This window comes from Brachybacterium nesterenkovii (assembly GCF_900163655.1).
Classification (GTDB): Bacteria; Actinomycetota; Actinomycetes; order Actinomycetales; family Dermabacteraceae; genus Brachybacterium; species Brachybacterium nesterenkovii.
Map to the genome: position 1 here is coordinate 67047 of NZ_FWFG01000092.1, position 16376 is coordinate 83422.

General features: G+C 71.8%; 18 protein-coding genes. 14 read left to right on the forward strand and 4 right to left on the reverse strand.

Going from position 1 to position 16376, the window contains the following annotated elements; all coding sequences use genetic code 11:
- Positions 1 to 3 precede the first annotated feature (3 nt).
- On the reverse strand, positions 4 to 1026 hold the full coding sequence (locus tag FM110_RS10475; protein ID WP_087104699.1) for a VOC family protein: 1023 nt from the start codon (positions 1024 to 1026) through the stop codon (positions 4 to 6).
- 152 nt (positions 1027 to 1178) lie between these two features.
- Positions 1179 to 1799: a GtrA family protein gene (locus FM110_RS10480; RefSeq protein WP_087104700.1), complete on the reverse strand. Its 621-nt coding sequence runs from the start codon at positions 1797 to 1799 to the stop codon at positions 1179 to 1181.
- 405 nt (positions 1800 to 2204) lie between these two features.
- On the opposite strand from FM110_RS10480, the gene FM110_RS10485 reads away from it, so the two are divergent.
- The 14 genes from FM110_RS10485 to FM110_RS10545 all read left to right on the forward strand — a co-directional run bounded on the left by FM110_RS10485 (position 2205) and on the right by FM110_RS10545 (position 14130).
- Positions 2205 to 2558, forward strand: a complete 354-nt coding sequence (locus FM110_RS10485; RefSeq protein ID WP_087104701.1) for a hypothetical protein — start codon at positions 2205 to 2207, stop codon at positions 2556 to 2558.
- Positions 2559 to 2623: 65 nt separating this feature from the next.
- Positions 2624 to 3637: a hypothetical protein gene (locus tag FM110_RS14645; RefSeq protein WP_234992251.1), complete on the forward strand. Its 1014-nt coding sequence runs from the start codon at positions 2624 to 2626 to the stop codon at positions 3635 to 3637.
- Positions 3571 to 4737, forward strand: coding sequence for a ferrochelatase (locus tag FM110_RS10490; RefSeq protein ID WP_234992253.1), 1167 nt, complete (start codon positions 3571 to 3573; stop codon positions 4735 to 4737). The genes FM110_RS14645 and FM110_RS10490 overlap by 67 nt, the downstream gene beginning before the upstream one ends.
- A 13-nt stretch (positions 4738 to 4750) precedes the next feature.
- Positions 4751 to 5653 carry a phytoene/squalene synthase family protein gene (locus FM110_RS10495; protein ID WP_087104703.1) on the forward strand — a complete coding sequence of 301 codons (903 nt, stop codon included), beginning with the start codon at positions 4751 to 4753 and terminating at the stop codon, positions 5651 to 5653.
- Positions 5650 to 7287 (forward strand): phytoene desaturase family protein, encoded by a 1638-nt coding sequence (crtI, locus tag FM110_RS10500; protein WP_087104704.1) that lies wholly within the window; start codon positions 5650 to 5652, stop codon positions 7285 to 7287. Before FM110_RS10495 ends, crtI begins: the two co-directional genes overlap by 4 nt.
- Positions 7284 to 7631, forward strand: a complete 348-nt coding sequence (locus tag FM110_RS10505; protein ID WP_087104705.1) for a lycopene cyclase domain-containing protein — start codon at positions 7284 to 7286, stop codon at positions 7629 to 7631. The genes crtI and FM110_RS10505 overlap by 4 nt, the downstream gene beginning before the upstream one ends.
- On the forward strand, positions 7628 to 7942 hold the full coding sequence (locus FM110_RS10510; RefSeq protein WP_087104706.1) for a lycopene cyclase domain-containing protein: 315 nt from the start codon (positions 7628 to 7630) through the stop codon (positions 7940 to 7942). The genes FM110_RS10505 and FM110_RS10510 overlap by 4 nt, the downstream gene beginning before the upstream one ends.
- Before the next feature lie 9 nt (positions 7943 to 7951).
- On the forward strand, positions 7952 to 8548 hold the full coding sequence (idi, locus tag FM110_RS10515; protein WP_087104707.1) for an isopentenyl-diphosphate Delta-isomerase: 597 nt from the start codon (positions 7952 to 7954) through the stop codon (positions 8546 to 8548).
- Positions 8545 to 9645, forward strand: coding sequence for a polyprenyl synthetase family protein (locus FM110_RS10520; protein WP_159458049.1), 1101 nt, complete (start codon positions 8545 to 8547; stop codon positions 9643 to 9645). The genes idi and FM110_RS10520 overlap by 4 nt, the downstream gene beginning before the upstream one ends.
- A 47-nt stretch (positions 9646 to 9692) precedes the next feature.
- Positions 9693 to 11114, forward strand: coding sequence for an NAD(P)H-binding protein (locus FM110_RS10525; RefSeq protein ID WP_087104709.1), 1422 nt, complete (start codon positions 9693 to 9695; stop codon positions 11112 to 11114).
- 8 nt (positions 11115 to 11122) lie between these two features.
- Positions 11123 to 11803: a CPBP family glutamic-type intramembrane protease gene (locus tag FM110_RS10530; protein WP_159458050.1), complete on the forward strand. Its 681-nt coding sequence runs from the start codon at positions 11123 to 11125 to the stop codon at positions 11801 to 11803.
- Between the two features lie 7 nt (positions 11804 to 11810).
- Positions 11811 to 12692, forward strand: coding sequence for a prenyltransferase (locus FM110_RS10535; protein ID WP_087104711.1), 882 nt, complete (start codon positions 11811 to 11813; stop codon positions 12690 to 12692).
- 20 nt (positions 12693 to 12712) lie between these two features.
- On the forward strand, positions 12713 to 13591 hold the full coding sequence (locus FM110_RS10540; RefSeq protein WP_087104720.1) for a glycosyltransferase family A protein: 879 nt from the start codon (positions 12713 to 12715) through the stop codon (positions 13589 to 13591).
- Complete coding sequence (locus FM110_RS10545; RefSeq protein WP_159458051.1) at positions 13588 to 14130, forward strand: hypothetical protein; 543 nt, start codon at positions 13588 to 13590, stop codon at positions 14128 to 14130. Before FM110_RS10540 ends, FM110_RS10545 begins: the two co-directional genes overlap by 4 nt.
- 336 nt (positions 14131 to 14466) lie before the next feature.
- Here FM110_RS10545 and FM110_RS13885 read toward each other — a convergent pair whose 3' ends face one another.
- Positions 14467 to 14868: a hypothetical protein gene (locus FM110_RS13885; RefSeq protein ID WP_143276369.1), complete on the reverse strand. Its 402-nt coding sequence runs from the start codon at positions 14866 to 14868 to the stop codon at positions 14467 to 14469.
- 95 nt (positions 14869 to 14963) lie between these two features.
- Positions 14964 to 15998 carry a hypothetical protein gene (locus FM110_RS13890; RefSeq protein ID WP_143276370.1) on the reverse strand — a complete coding sequence of 345 codons (1035 nt, stop codon included), beginning with the start codon at positions 15996 to 15998 and terminating at the stop codon, positions 14964 to 14966.
- Positions 15999 to 16376: the final 378 nt, after the last annotated feature.

Consider the following 16376-nt stretch of genomic DNA (forward strand, 5'->3'; position numbering starts at 1 on the left):
GTATCAGAGCTCCGAGGGCTCGCCGCCGTGGTCTGCCTCGATCTCGACGTCGCCCGCGCCGTCACGCACTGCCAGCTGGATGACCTGGAACGAGGCGCCCTCGGTGTCGGCCACGGTCGCGAGGCGCCCGAAGGGGCTGTCCATCGGCCCGTCGAGCACCGATCCGCCCAGCTCGCGCACCCGCTCGAGCGTCGCGTCGACGTCCTCGACGGCGATGTACATGCGCCAGTAGCCGCCCTCTCCGCGGGACAGGTACGACGAGGCGTCGCACAGGCCGGCCGCGGCGTCGGCGCCTGCGCGATCGGTCGCGTACCAGAAGCCGGCATCGCCGGAGCCGGGCATCACCGCGATCTCCCATCCGAAGGCGTCGCGGTAGAACTGCTCGGCCACGAGGGTGTCGCCGCTCATGCATTCGAACCAGGCGGGGGCTCCGACAGTGCCGAGGGCACCGAAGCCCCCGAGCTCGACGCCTTCCCAGATGCCGAACTCGACCTCGAGCGGGTCCGCGGCATACGCCATCCGGCCCATCCCGGGGATCGTCGTCGGCGGCACGATCAGCTCGCCGCCCGCCTCGACGACCGCCGCGGCCATCGCGTCGACGTCCTCGGCCGCGAGGTACACGGCCCAACGGGCGGGCAGATCCTCCGGCGAGGCGGGGTCGCCGTCGTGATCCCGCGCGGGCACGATCCCGGCGATCTCCGCGTCGCCCGCGAGCACGCGGTGGTAGTGGCCGAAGCTCTCGCCCTCGTCGACGAACGTCCAGCCGAACAGCTCGCCGTAGAACCGGCGCGCGGCCTCGAGATCGTGGCTGGTCAGGTCCATCCAGGCGGGCGCGCCGGGGTAGAAGGTGGGGCGGCCGGCCGGAGCGGTCGACTCAGCGCCGACGGCCGACGGATCAGCGGCAGCGCCCATCGGCATGGCACCGGCGGCGCTGCCGGCATCGACGGTGTCGACCGAGAAGGCCACCGGGGTCGCGGGATCGGTCGGCTCGCTCGGAGAGGCGGCGCGGGCGACGGGATCGGACATGGGGAGCTCCTGCGTAGGCGGTGCGGCCGGGCTGGGGCGGGCGACGGCCGTCGGGGAGGGTCACAGCCTATGGCCCGGGGCTCCGAAGAGTCGCGGCGTCAGGTCTGGTCATGCCGGGGACCGCGGCGCGGTGGAGCGAGCGGGGCCGCATCTCACCCCCGCCGGAACACCAGCAGGCGCTGGGCCACGTAGCTCAGGCAGAACAGCACCAGATCCGCGATCACCTTGGCCGTGAGCAGGCCCACCCCGACCGTGACGAGGGCGTCCACCAGCAGGATCCCGCCCAGCAGCACGCCCGCGGCGAGCGCCGCATACCCCAGGAGCGCACGCAGCAGCGGCGTGCGGGCGCCACCGCGGAACACCACCCAGCGGTTCAGCGAGAAGTTCCCGGCGGAGCTGACCAGACGGGCCCCGGCCAGCGCCGCCCAGATCGGGGCCCCTGCCACGCTGAGCGCCCAGAACAGGGCGGTGTCCAGGGCGAACGCCGCCAGGCTCGACGCCGCGAAACCGGCGACGGGCGCGAGCACGCGCAGCGAGTCGCGGACGGGCCGGAAGTGGCTCACGGCGTTGCCGTCCTCGTACACGGTCTCGATCGGGATCGTCGTCAGGCCGATCCCGTCGCGGGCCGCGCGCACGAGCATCGTGTACTCGTACTCGTAGCGGTCGCCCGGCAGGGGCCGCGGCGCCGGTGCGGGCAGAGGCCGACACCGCCGGCCAGGAGGGTCCGACGGGTGGAGGAGCGGGTGCGGGTGCGGGGGGGTCGTGGTGTCCATGCCCCGAGGCTCGGGGGCGGCCTTGTGGCCGGGGGGGCCGTCCGCGCTGTGGCTCGGCTGTGCGCATCGCGGCGCCGGGGCGCCGGGGAGAGGGGCATATCCAAGCGGTGCGCCCCGGTCGATGCCGGATTTCGGGAAGATCCGCCGTCCGGCATCGTGGACAGCTCGGCCGGGACCCTGGACGTCATACGGGGACGGCTGCGACGGAAAACCGCCTGACCACGGACGAAGCGGTCACGGCGGGCCTTTCATCAGTTGCGGGACGCCCTCCCACGCAATACTTTCCATAGGAGGCGCGATGACGTGCCCACGAGGGAGCGCAGCAAGCACCTTCCTGCCGACGGGCCGCCCGCGCGACCCCTGCCGTCCCCGAGGAGACCTATGACGTTGGGCCCGTACGCTCCGATGGACACCCACTCCGCCCGGGCTCTCCGCGCCCGGCTCGACCGGTTCGCGCGCTACGACCCGCACTCACGCGAGGACCTCGTGCGCCTCGAGGGCATCATCCTGGGCGCCGCTCTGTGCGAGGACGAGCAGCTCGAGTTCGACGCGCGCACCCAGTGGATGGCCACGTCGTACATGCACGTCCGGTCGCTCGAGGTGCACCGCGAGAACCTGCACTGGTGCCTGCGCCATCTCGAGGAGCACCGCGAGAGCGCGGACGAGCGGGCCTACGTGCGCCTCCTCCACGCGATCACGCGCCTCATCGAGGAGAGCACCGGGATCCCGACGTCCCCCGCCACGAGCTCCAGGCCCTGATCGGGATCTTCCGGGACGTCCGCACCCGCGCCGGCCTCGGCGGGCACTCGGAGCAGGAGCTGCGCATGGAGGTGGCGCTCAAGCTCGGGGACGCCCCGGAGGCCCTGTACCGCCAGGGTTTCGCCGAGGATGAGGTGCCCGACGCGCTGTCGGCGTGCACGGGCTGCGCCGCGCTGGACGCGATCCGCCTGGAGAAGGCCATGGGCCGCTACGCCCACGCGGCCGCGATCGCCGTGGGGGTCCTCGGGGTCCTCCGGCCCGGGTGCAGGAGCCAGCCGCACAGCCTCCAGGCCCTCGCGCTGCTCCCCCTGTCGCTGACGGGCCATCACGAGCTGGCGATCGAGTGCGCCGAGTCCGCGTGGCCGGGACTGCTCGACAACGCGTTCGCGCACGGCTACGCCGGCCACCTCCTGCTGTGGTGCGCCTGGAGCGGCCAGACCCGCCAGGCCGTCGAGCTGCTCGAGGAGTACCTGCCCATCCTGGAGGACAACCCCCGTCCTGTCGGCGGGCGCATGCGGTTCCTCACGGGAGCTGCCGTCGTGGCCCGCCGCGCCGCCGAGGACCTCGGCCCCGATGCCGCCATCGGCGGCGCGCGCGCGGGCTTCCTCGCACGCCGCTGGTCCGATGAAGCGCGCGGCCTCGCGGCCCGATTCGACGAGCGCAACGGGTCCGAGGCCGTGGGGCGGCGCACCGATGCGGCGCTCACGGTCCCCGCTTGGGACGGGTCCACGATCGAGGCCCTCCCCGCCCCCGCCCTCGGGCGCGCCGCGCGGGAGGCCGACGCCGCGCCGTCCTCGGCTCTTCGGCCGGCGGCACCGCCCCCAGGACTGACGTCCGCCGCCGCTCGCAGGTCCCGCGGCTACGATCGATGCGCCCGACCGCCATCCCCCACATCGGAGGACCGATGCCCGACGTCCGAGACCATGCCGACCCCACCGCGCACGCGCCCCTCGTGCCCGGGACCGAGGAATCGACGCACGGCAGGCGCGCCGAGGCCCGCTCGTACGATGCGGTGCTGTTCGCTTCCTTCGGCGGCCCCGAGGGGCCCGACGACGTCCTGCCGTTCCTGCGCAACGTGACGCGCGGGCGCGGCATCCCCGACGAGCGCCTCGTCGAGGTCAGCCACCACTACATGGCGATGGGCGGCCGCTCCCCCATCAACGAGCAGAACCGCGCGATAATCGCGGCGCTCGAGGCGCGCCTGGCCGAGCGCGGCCACGCCGACCTGCCCGTGTACTGGGGCAACCGCAACTGGGAGCCGTACACGACCGATGCCGTGCGCACGATCCACGAGGACGGGCACACGGCCGTGCTGGGGCTCGTCACGAGCGCCTACTCGTCGTACTCCTCGTGCCGCCAGTACCGCGAGGACTTCGGCAAGGCCCTGGTCGAGAACGACCTGCTGGGCAGCCTCGCGATCGACAAGGTGCGCGTGTACTTCGACCATCCCGGGTTCCTAGACCCGGTGGTCGACGGAGTGCGCGCGGCGATCGACGAGCTCGCCGCCGAGGGCCACGCCCCCGAGCGCGTGCGCGTGCTGTTCTCCACCCACTCGATCCCGCTCGCGATGACCGTCGCCTCCGGCCCGGTCGAGACCCGGCGCCCCGGCTCCGGCGGCTGGTACGTCGACCAGCACCTCGCGGCGTGCCGCTACGTGATGGGCGCGCTCGGGCACGAGACCGCGCCCGACGCCGCCTCCGGCGAGGCCGACGCCGCCGCGGGCCGCCCCGCCTGGGAGCTCGCGTACCAGTCGCGCTCGGGCGCCCCGCACATCCCGTGGCTCGAGCCCGACATCAACGACGTCATCGAGTCCCTCGCGGCCGACGGCGCGTGCGACGCGGTGGTCGTGGTGCCGATCGGCTTCGTGACCGACCACGTCGAGGTGGTGTGGGACCTGGACACCGAGGCCAAGGAGTCCGCCGCCGAGCACGGCCTCGCGTTCCGCCGCGTCGCGACCGCCGGATCGGACCCGCGCTTCATCGACGCCCTCGTGGACCTCATCGAGGAGCGACTGGACCCGGACGCCCCGCGCCGCGGGGAGTCCGGCTTCGGGGGCACGCCGGACGTGTGCGGTCGGGGATGCTGCGCGAGCGGCTCGCCCCACGCGCGGATCGCGCCGACCACGTCGGCGCTCGATTCGGCCGAGGACATCGCCGCGGCGGCGGATGCCGCGTCGTGATGGGAGTGCGGGCATGAGCGGTCGGCGCGGCGCGGCCGCGGCGCTCGACCGCGCCGCCGAGGCGGCCGCGAGCACAGTCATCTCGCGGTACTCGACGTCGTTCGGGCTGGCGACGCAGCTCCTGCGCGGAGTGGTGCGCACGCGGACTCGCTCGGTCTATGCGCTCGTGCGTGTGGCGGACGAGATCGTCGACGGGGCCGCAGCCGAGCACGCCGTTGCTCCCGCGCGTATCGCCGAGCTCCTCGACGACTACGAGAGGCGCACCGAGCAGGCTCTCGAGCTCGGCTTCTCGACCGACCTCGTGGCCCATGCGTTCGCGCTCGCGGCGCGCGCGACGGGCATCGGCACCGACCTCACCCGCCCCTTCTTCGCGTCGATGCGGGCCGACCTCGACGTCTCCCGTCACACCGACGAGTCGTTCGCGACGTACGTGCACGGATCCGCGGAGGTCATCGGGCTCATGTGCCTGCGGATCTTCGCGACCGACCGCTCGCCCCGCCCCGTCGAACCCTCCCCCGAGCTCGTCGACGGCGCCCAGCGGCTCGGCGCCGCCTTCCAGAAGGTCAACTTCCTGCGCGACCTCGCGGCCGACGCCGGCGAACGCGGCCGCGCCTACTTCCCAGGGATCGACCCGGGCGCGCTCACCGACGCCGATCGCGAGCGCCTGCTCGACGACATCGACGACGATCTGGCCGCCGCGCGACGGGTCATCCCCGCCCTGCCCGCCTCGAGCCGCGTCGCGGTGCGCACCGCGCACGACCTCTTCGCCGAGCTCTCGCGGTGCCTGCGCGCGACCCGTGCCTCCGACCTCATGACGACGCGCGTGCGTGTCGGCAACACGCGCAAGCTTCTCCTCGCCGCGCAGGCCCTCGGCACCGAGGCCCCCGGCCTGATTCCCGGAAGGACTCGACCATGACGGCATCCACCTCCGCTGGCGACCGGTCCCAGCGTGTCGTCGTCATCGGCGGCGGCGTCGCAGGCCTCGCGACGGCCGCTCTGCTCGCGCGCGACGGCCACCGCGTGACGCTGCTCGAGAAGAACGACGAGGTCGGAGGGCGCGCGGGCACGTGGGAGAAGGACGGCTTCACCTTCGACACCGGCCCGTCGTGGTACCTCATGCCCGAGTGCTTCGACCACTTCTTCGCGCTCCTGGGCACCCGCGTGGAGGACCACGTGCGCCTGGAGACCCTCACGCCGGCGTATCGCGTGTTCGGCGAGGAGTACGAGGCACCGCTCGACGTGGTGACGGGCCGCGACGAGGTGGCGGCTCTGTTCGAGAGCGTCGAGCCCGGCGGCGGCGCCGCGATCACGCGCTACCTCGACTCGGCGCGCGAGACGTACGAGAAGGCCGTCGGCTCGTTCCTCTACACGACGTTCTCGCACATTCCCCTGCGCACGCTCGTGCGGCTCGCGCCGCGCCTGGGAACCCTCGCGCGCCTCCTGCTCGAGCCGCTCTCCTCGCGCGCCTCGCGCACCGTGCGCGACACCCGCCTGCGCCAGATCCTGGGCTACCCCGCGGTCTTCCTCGCGGCCCAGCCCCGCACCGCGCCGAGCATGTACCACCTCATGAGCTCGATGGACATGGAGGACGGCGTCCGCTACCCCGTGGGCGGCTTCGGCGCGCTCGTCGCGGCGATCGCCGGTCTCGCGTGCGGGGCGGGCGTCGAGATCCGCACGGGCGTGGACGTCACGCAGATCCGCACGGCCGCGCGGCGCGGCCGTCGGGCGCTCGCGACGGGCGTCACGGCGCGCACGGCCGACGGGCACGAGGAGCGCATCGACGCCGACCTCGTCGTCTCGACGGCAGACCTCCACCACACCGAGACGCAGCTCGTGCCGCGCGAGCTCGCGACCTATCCCGAGCCGTTCTGGCGCACGCGCACGTCGGGCCCCGGCGCCGTGCTCGTGCTCCTGGGGGTCGAGGGGCGTCTGCCCGAGCTCACGCATCACAACCTGTTCTTCACCGCCGATTGGGACGCCAACTTCGACGCGGTGTTCGGCGACGCGCCCGTCGTGCCCGATCCGGCGAGCTCGTACGTGTGCATGCCCTCGGCGACCGATCCGTCGGTCGCACCCGAGGGGATGGAGAACCTGTTCGTGCTCGTCCCGGTCTCCCCTGACGCCCCCGACGGGCCCGGCGGAGCGCCCGGGGAGAGCCTCGGTCACGGGGGCGTCGACGGCGAGGGCGATCCGCGCATCGAGGCCGCGGCGGATGCGGCGATCGCGCAGATCGCGGCGTGGGCCCGCATCCCCGATCTCGCAGGGCGCGTGCGGGTGCGGCGCACGATCGGGCCCGCGGACTTCGCCACCGATTACCGCGCGTGGCGCGGCAACGCCCTCGGACCCGCGCACACTCTGCGGCAGTCGGCCTTCCTGCGCGGATCGAACGCGAGCCGGCGGGTCGAGGGCCTCCTGTACGCGGGGGCCACGACCGTGCCGGGCGTCGGCCTGCCCATGTGCCTGATCAGCGCCGAGAACGTCGTCAAGCGGGTGCGGGGGGATCGCACGGACGGGCCGATGCCCGAGGATGCGCTCCGGCGGCGACGATGACCTCCCTGGGGTACCTCGCGGCGATCCTCGTGAGCTCGGTGTCGATGCTCCTGATCGATCACCGCTGGCGCCTCTACCTGTTCGCCGATGCGCGGCGCGCTCTCGCGATCCAGGCGATCGGCGTCGGCGCGTTCCTCGCGTGGGATCTCGTGTGCATCCGGCTGGGGATCTTCGAGCGCGGGACGGGGCCGTTCCTGACGGGGGTCGAGATCGTGCCGCACCTGACGATCGAGGAGCCGTTCTTCCTGTGGTTCCTGTGCCACTTCACGATGCTCGTGTTCACGGGCGCGGAGCGCGCACGCTCCGCGCTCGCGGCGCGCCGCCACCGAGAGGGGTCGCGATGACCTACGTCGCCGTCAACGCCGTCGTCATCGTCCTGGTCGCGCTCGCGTGCGCCCTCCTCCTGCGGCGGCGGCGGGACCGAGGCCGCATCGTCGTGCTCATGGCGATCACGTTCGGCGTCGTCGCCCTCTTCACCGCCGTCTTCGACTCGCTCATGATCGCAGCCGGTCTCTTCCGGTACGAGGCGGACCACCTGGTGGGGACCCGGATTGGCCTCGCTCCGGTGGAGGATTTCGCCTACGTCGTGCTCGCGGCCGTGCTCCTTCCCAGTCTGTGGCTCGCGCGTCCAGGTCTGCGCCGCGGGCGTCACTAAGATGGCGCCATGTCGACCCCGCCCGCGTCATCGACCTCCGCCCCGTGGACAGAGACCGTCGTCCTGCTCGACGCGTCGGGAGCTCCGAACGGCACCGCCCCCAAGGCGACGGTCCACACGACCGACACCCCGCTGCATCTCGCGTTCTCCCTCCATCTGCGCGACGCGCGCGGGCGGGTCCTCCTCACCCGCCGCGCCCTGTCCAAGCGCACGTGGCCCGGGGTGTGGACCAACACGGTCTGCGGGCACCCCGCGCCGGGCGAGGACACGGTCGATGCCGTGCTGCGCCGCTGCGGGCGCGAGCTGCACCTGGACCCTGCCCTGATCAGCCCGCTCCGGCCGATCGGCCCGCACTTCCGCTATCGCGCCGTCGACGCGAGCGGGATCGTCGAGAACGAGGTGTGCCCCGTTCTCCTGGCCGAGTACGCCGGTGATCCCGACGCGCTCCCGCACCCGGCGCCGGACGAGGTGATGGACCATGCCTGGGCGCATGTGGACGACGTCGCGGCCACCGCCCGCAACGCCCCGTTCCTCCTGAGCCCATGGCTCGTCGGCCACCTCGCCGACCCCGAGATCCTCGCCGCGCTCGAGCGGCCCGCACCATGACGGCCTCTCTCGACGCGCACCGGGCAGCTTTCGACGCCGCGCTCGCCGAGACCCTGGCGGACGGCCGGGCCCGCGCCGTCGCCACGGGCCCCGAGAGCACCGAGCTGTGGGATGCGGCCGTCGAGTGCCTGGGCGGCGGCAAGATGCTGCGCCCACGGATCCTGCTGTCCGCGGCCGAGGGACTCACCGGCTCCCGGGGGCTCGCAGAGTGCGTCCGCGCCGCGGCCGTGCGCATCGCCGTCGCACTCGAGCTGCTCCACTTCGCCTTCCTCCTGCACGACGACGTGATCGACGGCGACCTGAGCCGACGGGGCGGCCCCAATCTCATCGGCGTCCTCCGCGCACGCAGCGGCGGCATGAGTCCGCGCGGACGCTCGGACGGCGCGAGCAGCGTCCCGCCGGCCGCTCGGCTGCATTGGGCCCGCAGCGCGGCCATCCTCGTCGGAGACCTCATGCTCAGCACCGCCCACGGACTGCTGGGCCGCCTCGACCTGCCCGCGTCGGCCCGGGAGCGCATCCTCGACCTCGTCGCCGAGTCGACCGCCCACACCGTCGCGGGAGAGAACCTCGACGTGCTCCTCGCCGACGGCCTGCACGAGACCGGCATCCTCGGGATCCTCGAGATGGAGTTCCTCAAGACCGGCTCGTACTCCATCGCGCTCCCCCTGCGCCTCGCCGCCGTCCTCGCCGGGCGCACGGACCTCGACGACGCGCTCGTCGCGGCCGGTCGTCGGCTCGGCACCGCCTACCAGCTGCAGGACGACCTCCTGTCGACGTTCGGCGACCCGGCCGCGCACGGCAAGGACGCCCTGTCGGATCTGCGCGAGGGCAAGCAGACCGTGCTCATCGCTCTCGCGAGGCGCACCCCGCACTGGGAGAGGATCTCCGCACGCTTCGGCGCCGCGGACCTCGACGCCGCCGACGCCGCGACGATCCGTGCGGCCCTCGAGGCCGGCGGCGCGCGCGACGAGGTCGAGCGCATGATCGCGGAGGCCATCGAGGACGCGCGGCGCCTGCTCCGGGCGGCGGACCTCCCCGCCGAGGCCCGCGACGTACTCGACGCGCTCATCGCGGCCCTGACGGACCGCAGCTCGTGACACACCCGGCCCCTGGCGCTGAGAGCCGCACTGACGAAGGAGCAGACATGTCCCACACATCACCGCTCGTGCTGGTCACGGGAGCCTCCGGCTACGTCGGCGGGCGCCTCGTCCCGGCGCTGCTCGCCGCAGGGGCCCGCGTGCGCGCGGGCGGACGCTCCCCCGATGCGATGGAGAACCGCCCCTGGGCCGAGGACGTCGAGCTCGCAGAGCTCGACCTGGCCGATGGCGAGAGCGTGCGCCGCGCGCTCGAGGGCGTCGACGCCGTCGTGTTCCTCGTCCACGCGATGTCCGGCGGGCGCGGCTACTCCGAGCGCGAAGCGCAGATGGCGACGATCCTGCGCGACGAGGCCGCCGCGGCGCACGTCGGGCGCATCGTCTACCTCTCCGGCCTCCACCCGGACGTCCCGACCGAGGAGCTGAGCGAGCACATGGCCTCGCGCGAGCGGGTCGCGGAGATCCTCTCGTCGGGCAGCGTGCCGGTCGCGGTCCTGCAGGCCGCGACCGTGATCGGCGGAGGTTCCGCCAGCTTCGAGATCATCCGGCACCTCGCCGACGTCCTGCCCGTCATGCCGGCGCCGTCCTGGGTCACCAACCGCATCGAGCCGATCGCGATCGACGACGTCCTGCACTACCTCGTCGCGGCCGTCACGACGCGCACCCCGATCGACGGCGCGTTCGCCGTCGGGGGCGGCGGGAGCGACCTGCGCTTCGCCGACCTCCTCACGATCGCCGCCGAGGAGGCGGGCCTCGCGCGGCGCCGGGTCCTCGGTTTGCCCGTCCCGGCGGCGCGCCTGTCGGGCCTGTGGATCTCCCTGGTCACGCCGGTCCCGCGCGCGATCGCGATGCCGCTGGCCGAGTCGATGCAGCACGACGCCGTCTCGTACGGGAACACGATCGACGCGGTGCTCGACCCTCCCCCGGGCGGCCCCACGCCGTACCGCGAGGCCGTACGGCGGGCGGTCGCGCCCAACCGGTGCGCCGAGCTGGCCGATCTCGAGCACCCGCGCCGCGCGCTCGGGCTCGGCGCCGCGGCGGTGCAGCCCTCGGATCCGGCCTGGGCCGGCATCCGTCGGCGCACGATCGAGGCCGAGCGCGTCGCCGCCCGGCCGCACGAGATGCCCGAGCGTCTGCGCCGCCTGCTCGGCGCGCGCTCGCCGCTCCTGACGGGCCTCGCGGACGGTCGCGACGCCTGGACCCTCGAGGCCGGGACGGCGCCGGACACGATGACGCTGCACCGCGACGATCGCCGCGAGGGCCGCATGTGGCTCAGCGTGTCGGCCGAGCCCGGCACCGGCGACGCCGGGGCCGGCCGCCTGGGCCGGATCTGCGTGCGCCTCGTCGGCGTGCCCGAAGGCGTGCGCGGGCGGACGGCCTGGCTCGCGCACCGACCGACCCGGGCCCGTGCCGTCGCGGTCCTCGCCGACGCCCTCGCCGACGGCCTCGCCGACCGGCGGGGATACGCATGAGCTCGTCCGTGACCGCGCCCCCCCACGACGCTCGGCGCACCGCGATCGCCTGGACGGTCGCGATCGCCGCGCTCATCGCCGGACCGCTCGCGCTGAGCCTGACCTTCGCCTCGGGAGAGGGCGACAGCGCGACGACCGCCGGGACCCTCGCCTTCGTCCTGTCGAGCCTCCTGCTCGCCGCCGTCTGGACCACCGGCGGGCTGGCGATCTGCGCCCTCGTGCACCATCGGACCGCACCGATGTCGCCTCCGATGGCGGGCAGCCGTGCCGTCGCGACCGCGATGATCCTCGGTGTCGTGTTCGCCCTCGCATGCCTCGTGGGCGGACTCGTGCTCCACGCGATCCCGTCCACGCGCCCCTGGGTCGACATCGCGCTCGACACCGCCGAGTCGGCTCCCGCGCTGCTCGTGCTCGCGATCGCGCTGATCGCCGGAGCCGCCGAGGAGGCCTTCTTCCGGCTCGCGCTGCCGCGGATCACCCGTGGCAGCGCGCGCTGGATCATCCCGACCGTGCTCTACGCCCTCGCGACGCTCGCGACCGGGAGCATCGGTCTCGTGCTCGTCGCGATCCCGCTGGGGCTCGTCGCGATGGCGGCGCTCGAGCGCACGGGCCGTCCGTGGGCCCCGCTCCTCGTGCACGCGCTGTGGTCGCTCGCGATGGTGGGCCTGTTCCCCCTCCTGGTGCGGTGAGCGCCTTATGACTTCTGCGATCGCGCGCCCGTCGCTGCGCACCCTCGTCTCCACGTCGCGTCCGCTCTCGTGGGTCAACACCGCATACCCCTTCGGCGCGGCCTACCTGCTGGCCGGGGGCGGCGCGGATCTCACGTTCTGGCTCGGGTGCCTGTTCTTCCTCATCCCCTACAACCTCGCGATGTACGGGGTCAACGACGTGTTCGACTACGAATCCGACCTGCGCAATCCCCGCAAGGGCGGGGTCGAGGGCGCGCTCGTCGATCCCGCCGAGCACCGCGGCATCCTCGTCGCCTCCGCCGTGTCGTGCGCGCCGCTGCTGGTGTACCTCCTCGCGGTCGGCACCCTCGCCTCGGGCATCGCCCTCGTGGTCGTGATGTTCGCCGTGGTCGCCTACAGCGTCCGTGGCCTGCGGTTCAAGGAGATCCCATTCCTCGACTCGGCGACCTCGGCGACCCACTTCGCCGGGCCCGCCGTGGTCGGCCTCCTGATGGCCGGCACGAGCCCGGGGGCGATCGCCCTCGCGGCCCTCGCGGCCTTCTTCGCATGGGGCATGGCGAGCCAGGCCTTCGGCGCGGTGCAGGACATTGGCGCCGATCGCGACGCGGGACTCGCGTCGATCGGCACGGTGCTCGGCGCGGCGCGCACGGTCCGGGTCGCGATCGCGCTGTACGCGCTCGCGAGCGCCCTCATGCTCCTCGTGCCCTTCCCCGAGCGGCTGCTCGCGATGATCCCGCTCGGCTACATCGTGAACATCTGGCCCTTCCGCTCGCTGCACGATGACCGCGCATTCGAGGCGCACCGCGGCTGGGCCCGGTTCCTGTGGATGAACTTCGCGGCCGGATTCCTCGTGACGATGGTGCTGCTGTGGGCGCATCCGCCGATCTGACGGGGCCGGTCACGCGTGTCGTGACCGATCCGGCCTCCCCGTGCTCGGTCGTCGTCCCCGTGCGCGACGATGCGCGCGAGCTGCGGGGCCTGCTCACGTGCCTCGCCGTGCAGTCGGTGCGCCCGCGCGAGGTGATCGTGGTCGACAACGCCTCGCGCGACGAGACGGCGGCGCTCGCTCGCGCGGCCGGCTGCACCGTCGTGCGCGAGGAGCGGCCCGGGATCCTCGCCGCGTCGTCAGCGGGGTACGACGCGGCGCGCGGGGAGATCATCGTGCGCTGCGACGCCGATTCCCGGCCCCCGCGCCATTGGCTCGCCGGTCATCTCGCGGCTCACCGCGACACCCCGGGGACGGCCGGCGCGCAGGCGGGGCGGCACGGACGTCTCCTCCGGCCCCGTGCCGTCGTCGCCGTCACCGGCCCGGGCCGCTTCGCACTGCCCGAGCCCCTCGGGCTCCTCGCCTCGCTGCTCTACGTCGGCGGGTACCTGATCGCCGCCGGCGCCGCGCTCGGCCATGTCCCGCTGTTCGGGACCACGATGTCGATACGCCGCTCGTGGTGGCGCTCGGTGCGGGCGGACCTCCCGCTCGGTGAGGAACCCGGAGGCGGTCCCGACGTGCACGACGACATGCTGCTGTCCTTCTCCGTCCGGCACGACGAGCGGGTGCTCCTGCGCCGCTCGGTCGGCGTGGGGATGTCCCCTCGGGCGCTGCGGGGCGGCACGGCCGCCCGCACGCGATGGCGACGTGCGGTCCGCACCCTCGAGATCGGCTGGTCGCGCTCGACGCCGTGGGAGCGATGGGCCGCCCGTGTCGCGGCCGCCCCTGCCGATCGCCTCGCAGGTGCTCGTGCTCGACGGGACCACAGGCGCGACGACCATCCCGCGGCGGGCTCGTCGTGAGGATCTGGCGCTGGTCGGGCCTCGCGATGGCCCTCGCGCTCGCGCTGAGCGGACGGTGGGTCGACGCCTGGGTCGCGATGCTCGTGGCCCTCGCACAGGTCGTCGCCTGGCGCTCGGACCTGCCCCGCCGCTGGGAGGCGGCGACGACGATCGTCGCCCTCGTCGCCGCCGTGAGCTCCTACGCCCACCTCTACGAGCGCGTCCCGGGCTGGGACATCCCCGTGCACGCCGCGCTCACCGGCTGCCTGGCCGTGCTCGCCGCGCACGTGCTGCGGCGCCCGAGCACGCGCACGATCATCTGCGCCGGCGCGGTGATGGCGGTCGGCTGGGAAGTCCTCGAGCTGTGGGGCCACCAGCAGGTCGACGCGCGCGTCGAGGTCGCGCCATGGGACACTGCCGGCGACATCGCGGCCGGCCTCGGCGGATCGCTCGTGGCCGCGCGCCTCGTCGCCTGCGGTCGCCATGTCGGAGGCACCTACCGCTGCGCGGCCCCCGCCCGTACTGTGAAGCCCCACCCCGGACCCGAGGAGCGGTCATGACCCTGCCCCAGGCAGACCTTGCCGAGCGCAGGGTCATTCGCACGAACTCGCCGCAGCGCGTCCCTGGTGCTCACGTGCCCGAGCCCAGGACTGCCCGAGAGGCGGGCCGGGCATCAGCCTCCGCGGAGAGCCAGTACAGACAGCGGGCGCGCAGGACAGCAGAGCGTCCGCAGGATCGTGGCTACGGGCGATGTGCTGCCGCGGGGCTGCGCCCCTTGCCTTCGAGGCTGGTGGTGGCGTTCCAGCGCAGTGGATCAGTAGATCAGCAGGTCAGAGAAGTGCCCTGCCCTCGTGGCGAGGAGCAGGGCACGTCAGATTACCCGCTGAGATGCGATCTCAGACGCCGTCGTACACTAGAAGAATTTGCACGGCAGTGACACGTTCGTCTGAACTGAGATCACGATCGCGTGCATCCAGAACAAAATTCTTCCACTGCGCCCCCTCGCCCCCGAAGATCGTAGCCCAATGCGTAGCCTCAGCCCTGGAGTCGAATTGCATATACACTCCGTACTGGGTTTCCCAAGCCTCCTGACAGCCGATCTCGTTGGCGCAGTACTCCCCCGTAACGTCTCTAACTTCACCGAGGCCCGGCTGGTTTTCTATGATGTCTCCGATGGATACGCCTGGAAAGAAATACGACCTAACCCCAAGTGTCACCGCAACTATCGCGACTAAGGCCAGTGCGGCCACTAGAAGTATCTTCCCGCCAACCCCGCGAGCCCGTTTAGGTGATTCCATCGAGCCAACCTCCTGTAGCTATTGCTGTTCATGAATGAGCGGCGACCGCTGGAGGGCTGTCAACCTGTACCGACTACGCTAACTCCTCAAGGAGCTCAAGTCTTGTTGGCCGTCGTCCAATTGCAGCGATGGATGCCCGAGCCGTAGGACCAGTGTGACGTCCTGTTGACCCGGAAGGTTTCCAGCTCCCAGGTGCCTGCCGCGATTGCCCCAAGGGCGTGGCAAGAGAACTGCTGTCGCATGCTCTTCTTCGAGAGGAGCTGAGTCTTTACCTTGCCGCCCTTGGCAAGGGCTTCGTTCCAGCCATTGGTGTTGAGGATCGCCTGACCTGCGGCGAGACCACCTACGCCCGCGCCTGCTCCGCTGTAAACCGCCCACCCCCAGGTACTTAGGTTCAAAGTGACGACGTTTGTATATACCCCATAGTACTTGCCATACTTAGTGCCTATAGACTTGAACAGGTTCTTGCCGAGGAATGGGTCAGCAACAACGGGGAATTGTGTGTCTTCAGTAAATTCGACGACCTGGGTTACAGTCTTGCCGTCGATTTCAAAGTGCGTAGGGATGGATTGGCCAGCGGCGTCTACCGCCCAGGCCGGAGCCAGTCCGGCGATCATGTTCCCGCCGGCATCCATGAAGAGGAGCGCCCCTCCGGTTTCTTCCACGCTTGAATAGTCCGGAATGCTCAGGTCGTAAGCATACCGTTGAGGGGCGTCGGCATCTGGGATAATTGTGTTGATCTGCACATCCCCTTCGGGCGTAACGAGCGGGGTGAAGGTCACGCCGTCGCTATCCTCCCACGAGGGCGTTTCGGAGCTCCCTCTAAAATCACGCTTTCCCGAGTGCTCCACGGGAAGGCTAATGCCGAGAGCCTCTTCTGGCATCTCGACACCGAGGAGTCCGTCTGGGTTCTCTCTAATGGAGACTGTCCGGTCGTCATTCCAGACGTCACCGGTCGCCGAATCGATAGAGAGGGGCACGGCCTCGTCAAGTATGACCTCAGGAACTTCGGAAAGGATCGCATCGATAGGTTGCAGCTGCGGCTCTGCGGATGCCGACCCCCAGAAAGTAAAGGTCAATGCGGCGGCGGCCATCAAGCCTAACCCTTTGTGCCAGATCCCCTTGCTCACAATGCACTCTTATCTCTACGTTAAGATTCCAGAGCAATTTTTTTGCCCGGCACTGAGATGTGAGCGAACCAGTGCGCGTCAGGTTGGACCTGGACGGCAGCGGCCGCGTCCTTGCCAGACACTCTCTGGTACCCCCAAGGCGATGATACCTCTCCACTCGAGCCTAGTTGAACGAGGGGGTTACGTGAACGTTGAAGAAGGAGGGTCTGACTGGCTACTACCGACGGTCCATTGTGTGGTCGCGAGACTAGTTACCGGCCCGTAATGCAGTTGAGTCCCGCATAGTGGTGTAGCGCGGTGGCCGCAGTGATCGTCTCTGACGAGGACGCGGCCACCGTGTGATCCTTCGAGTCAACCTTCCACAGAATCCTCGAACGG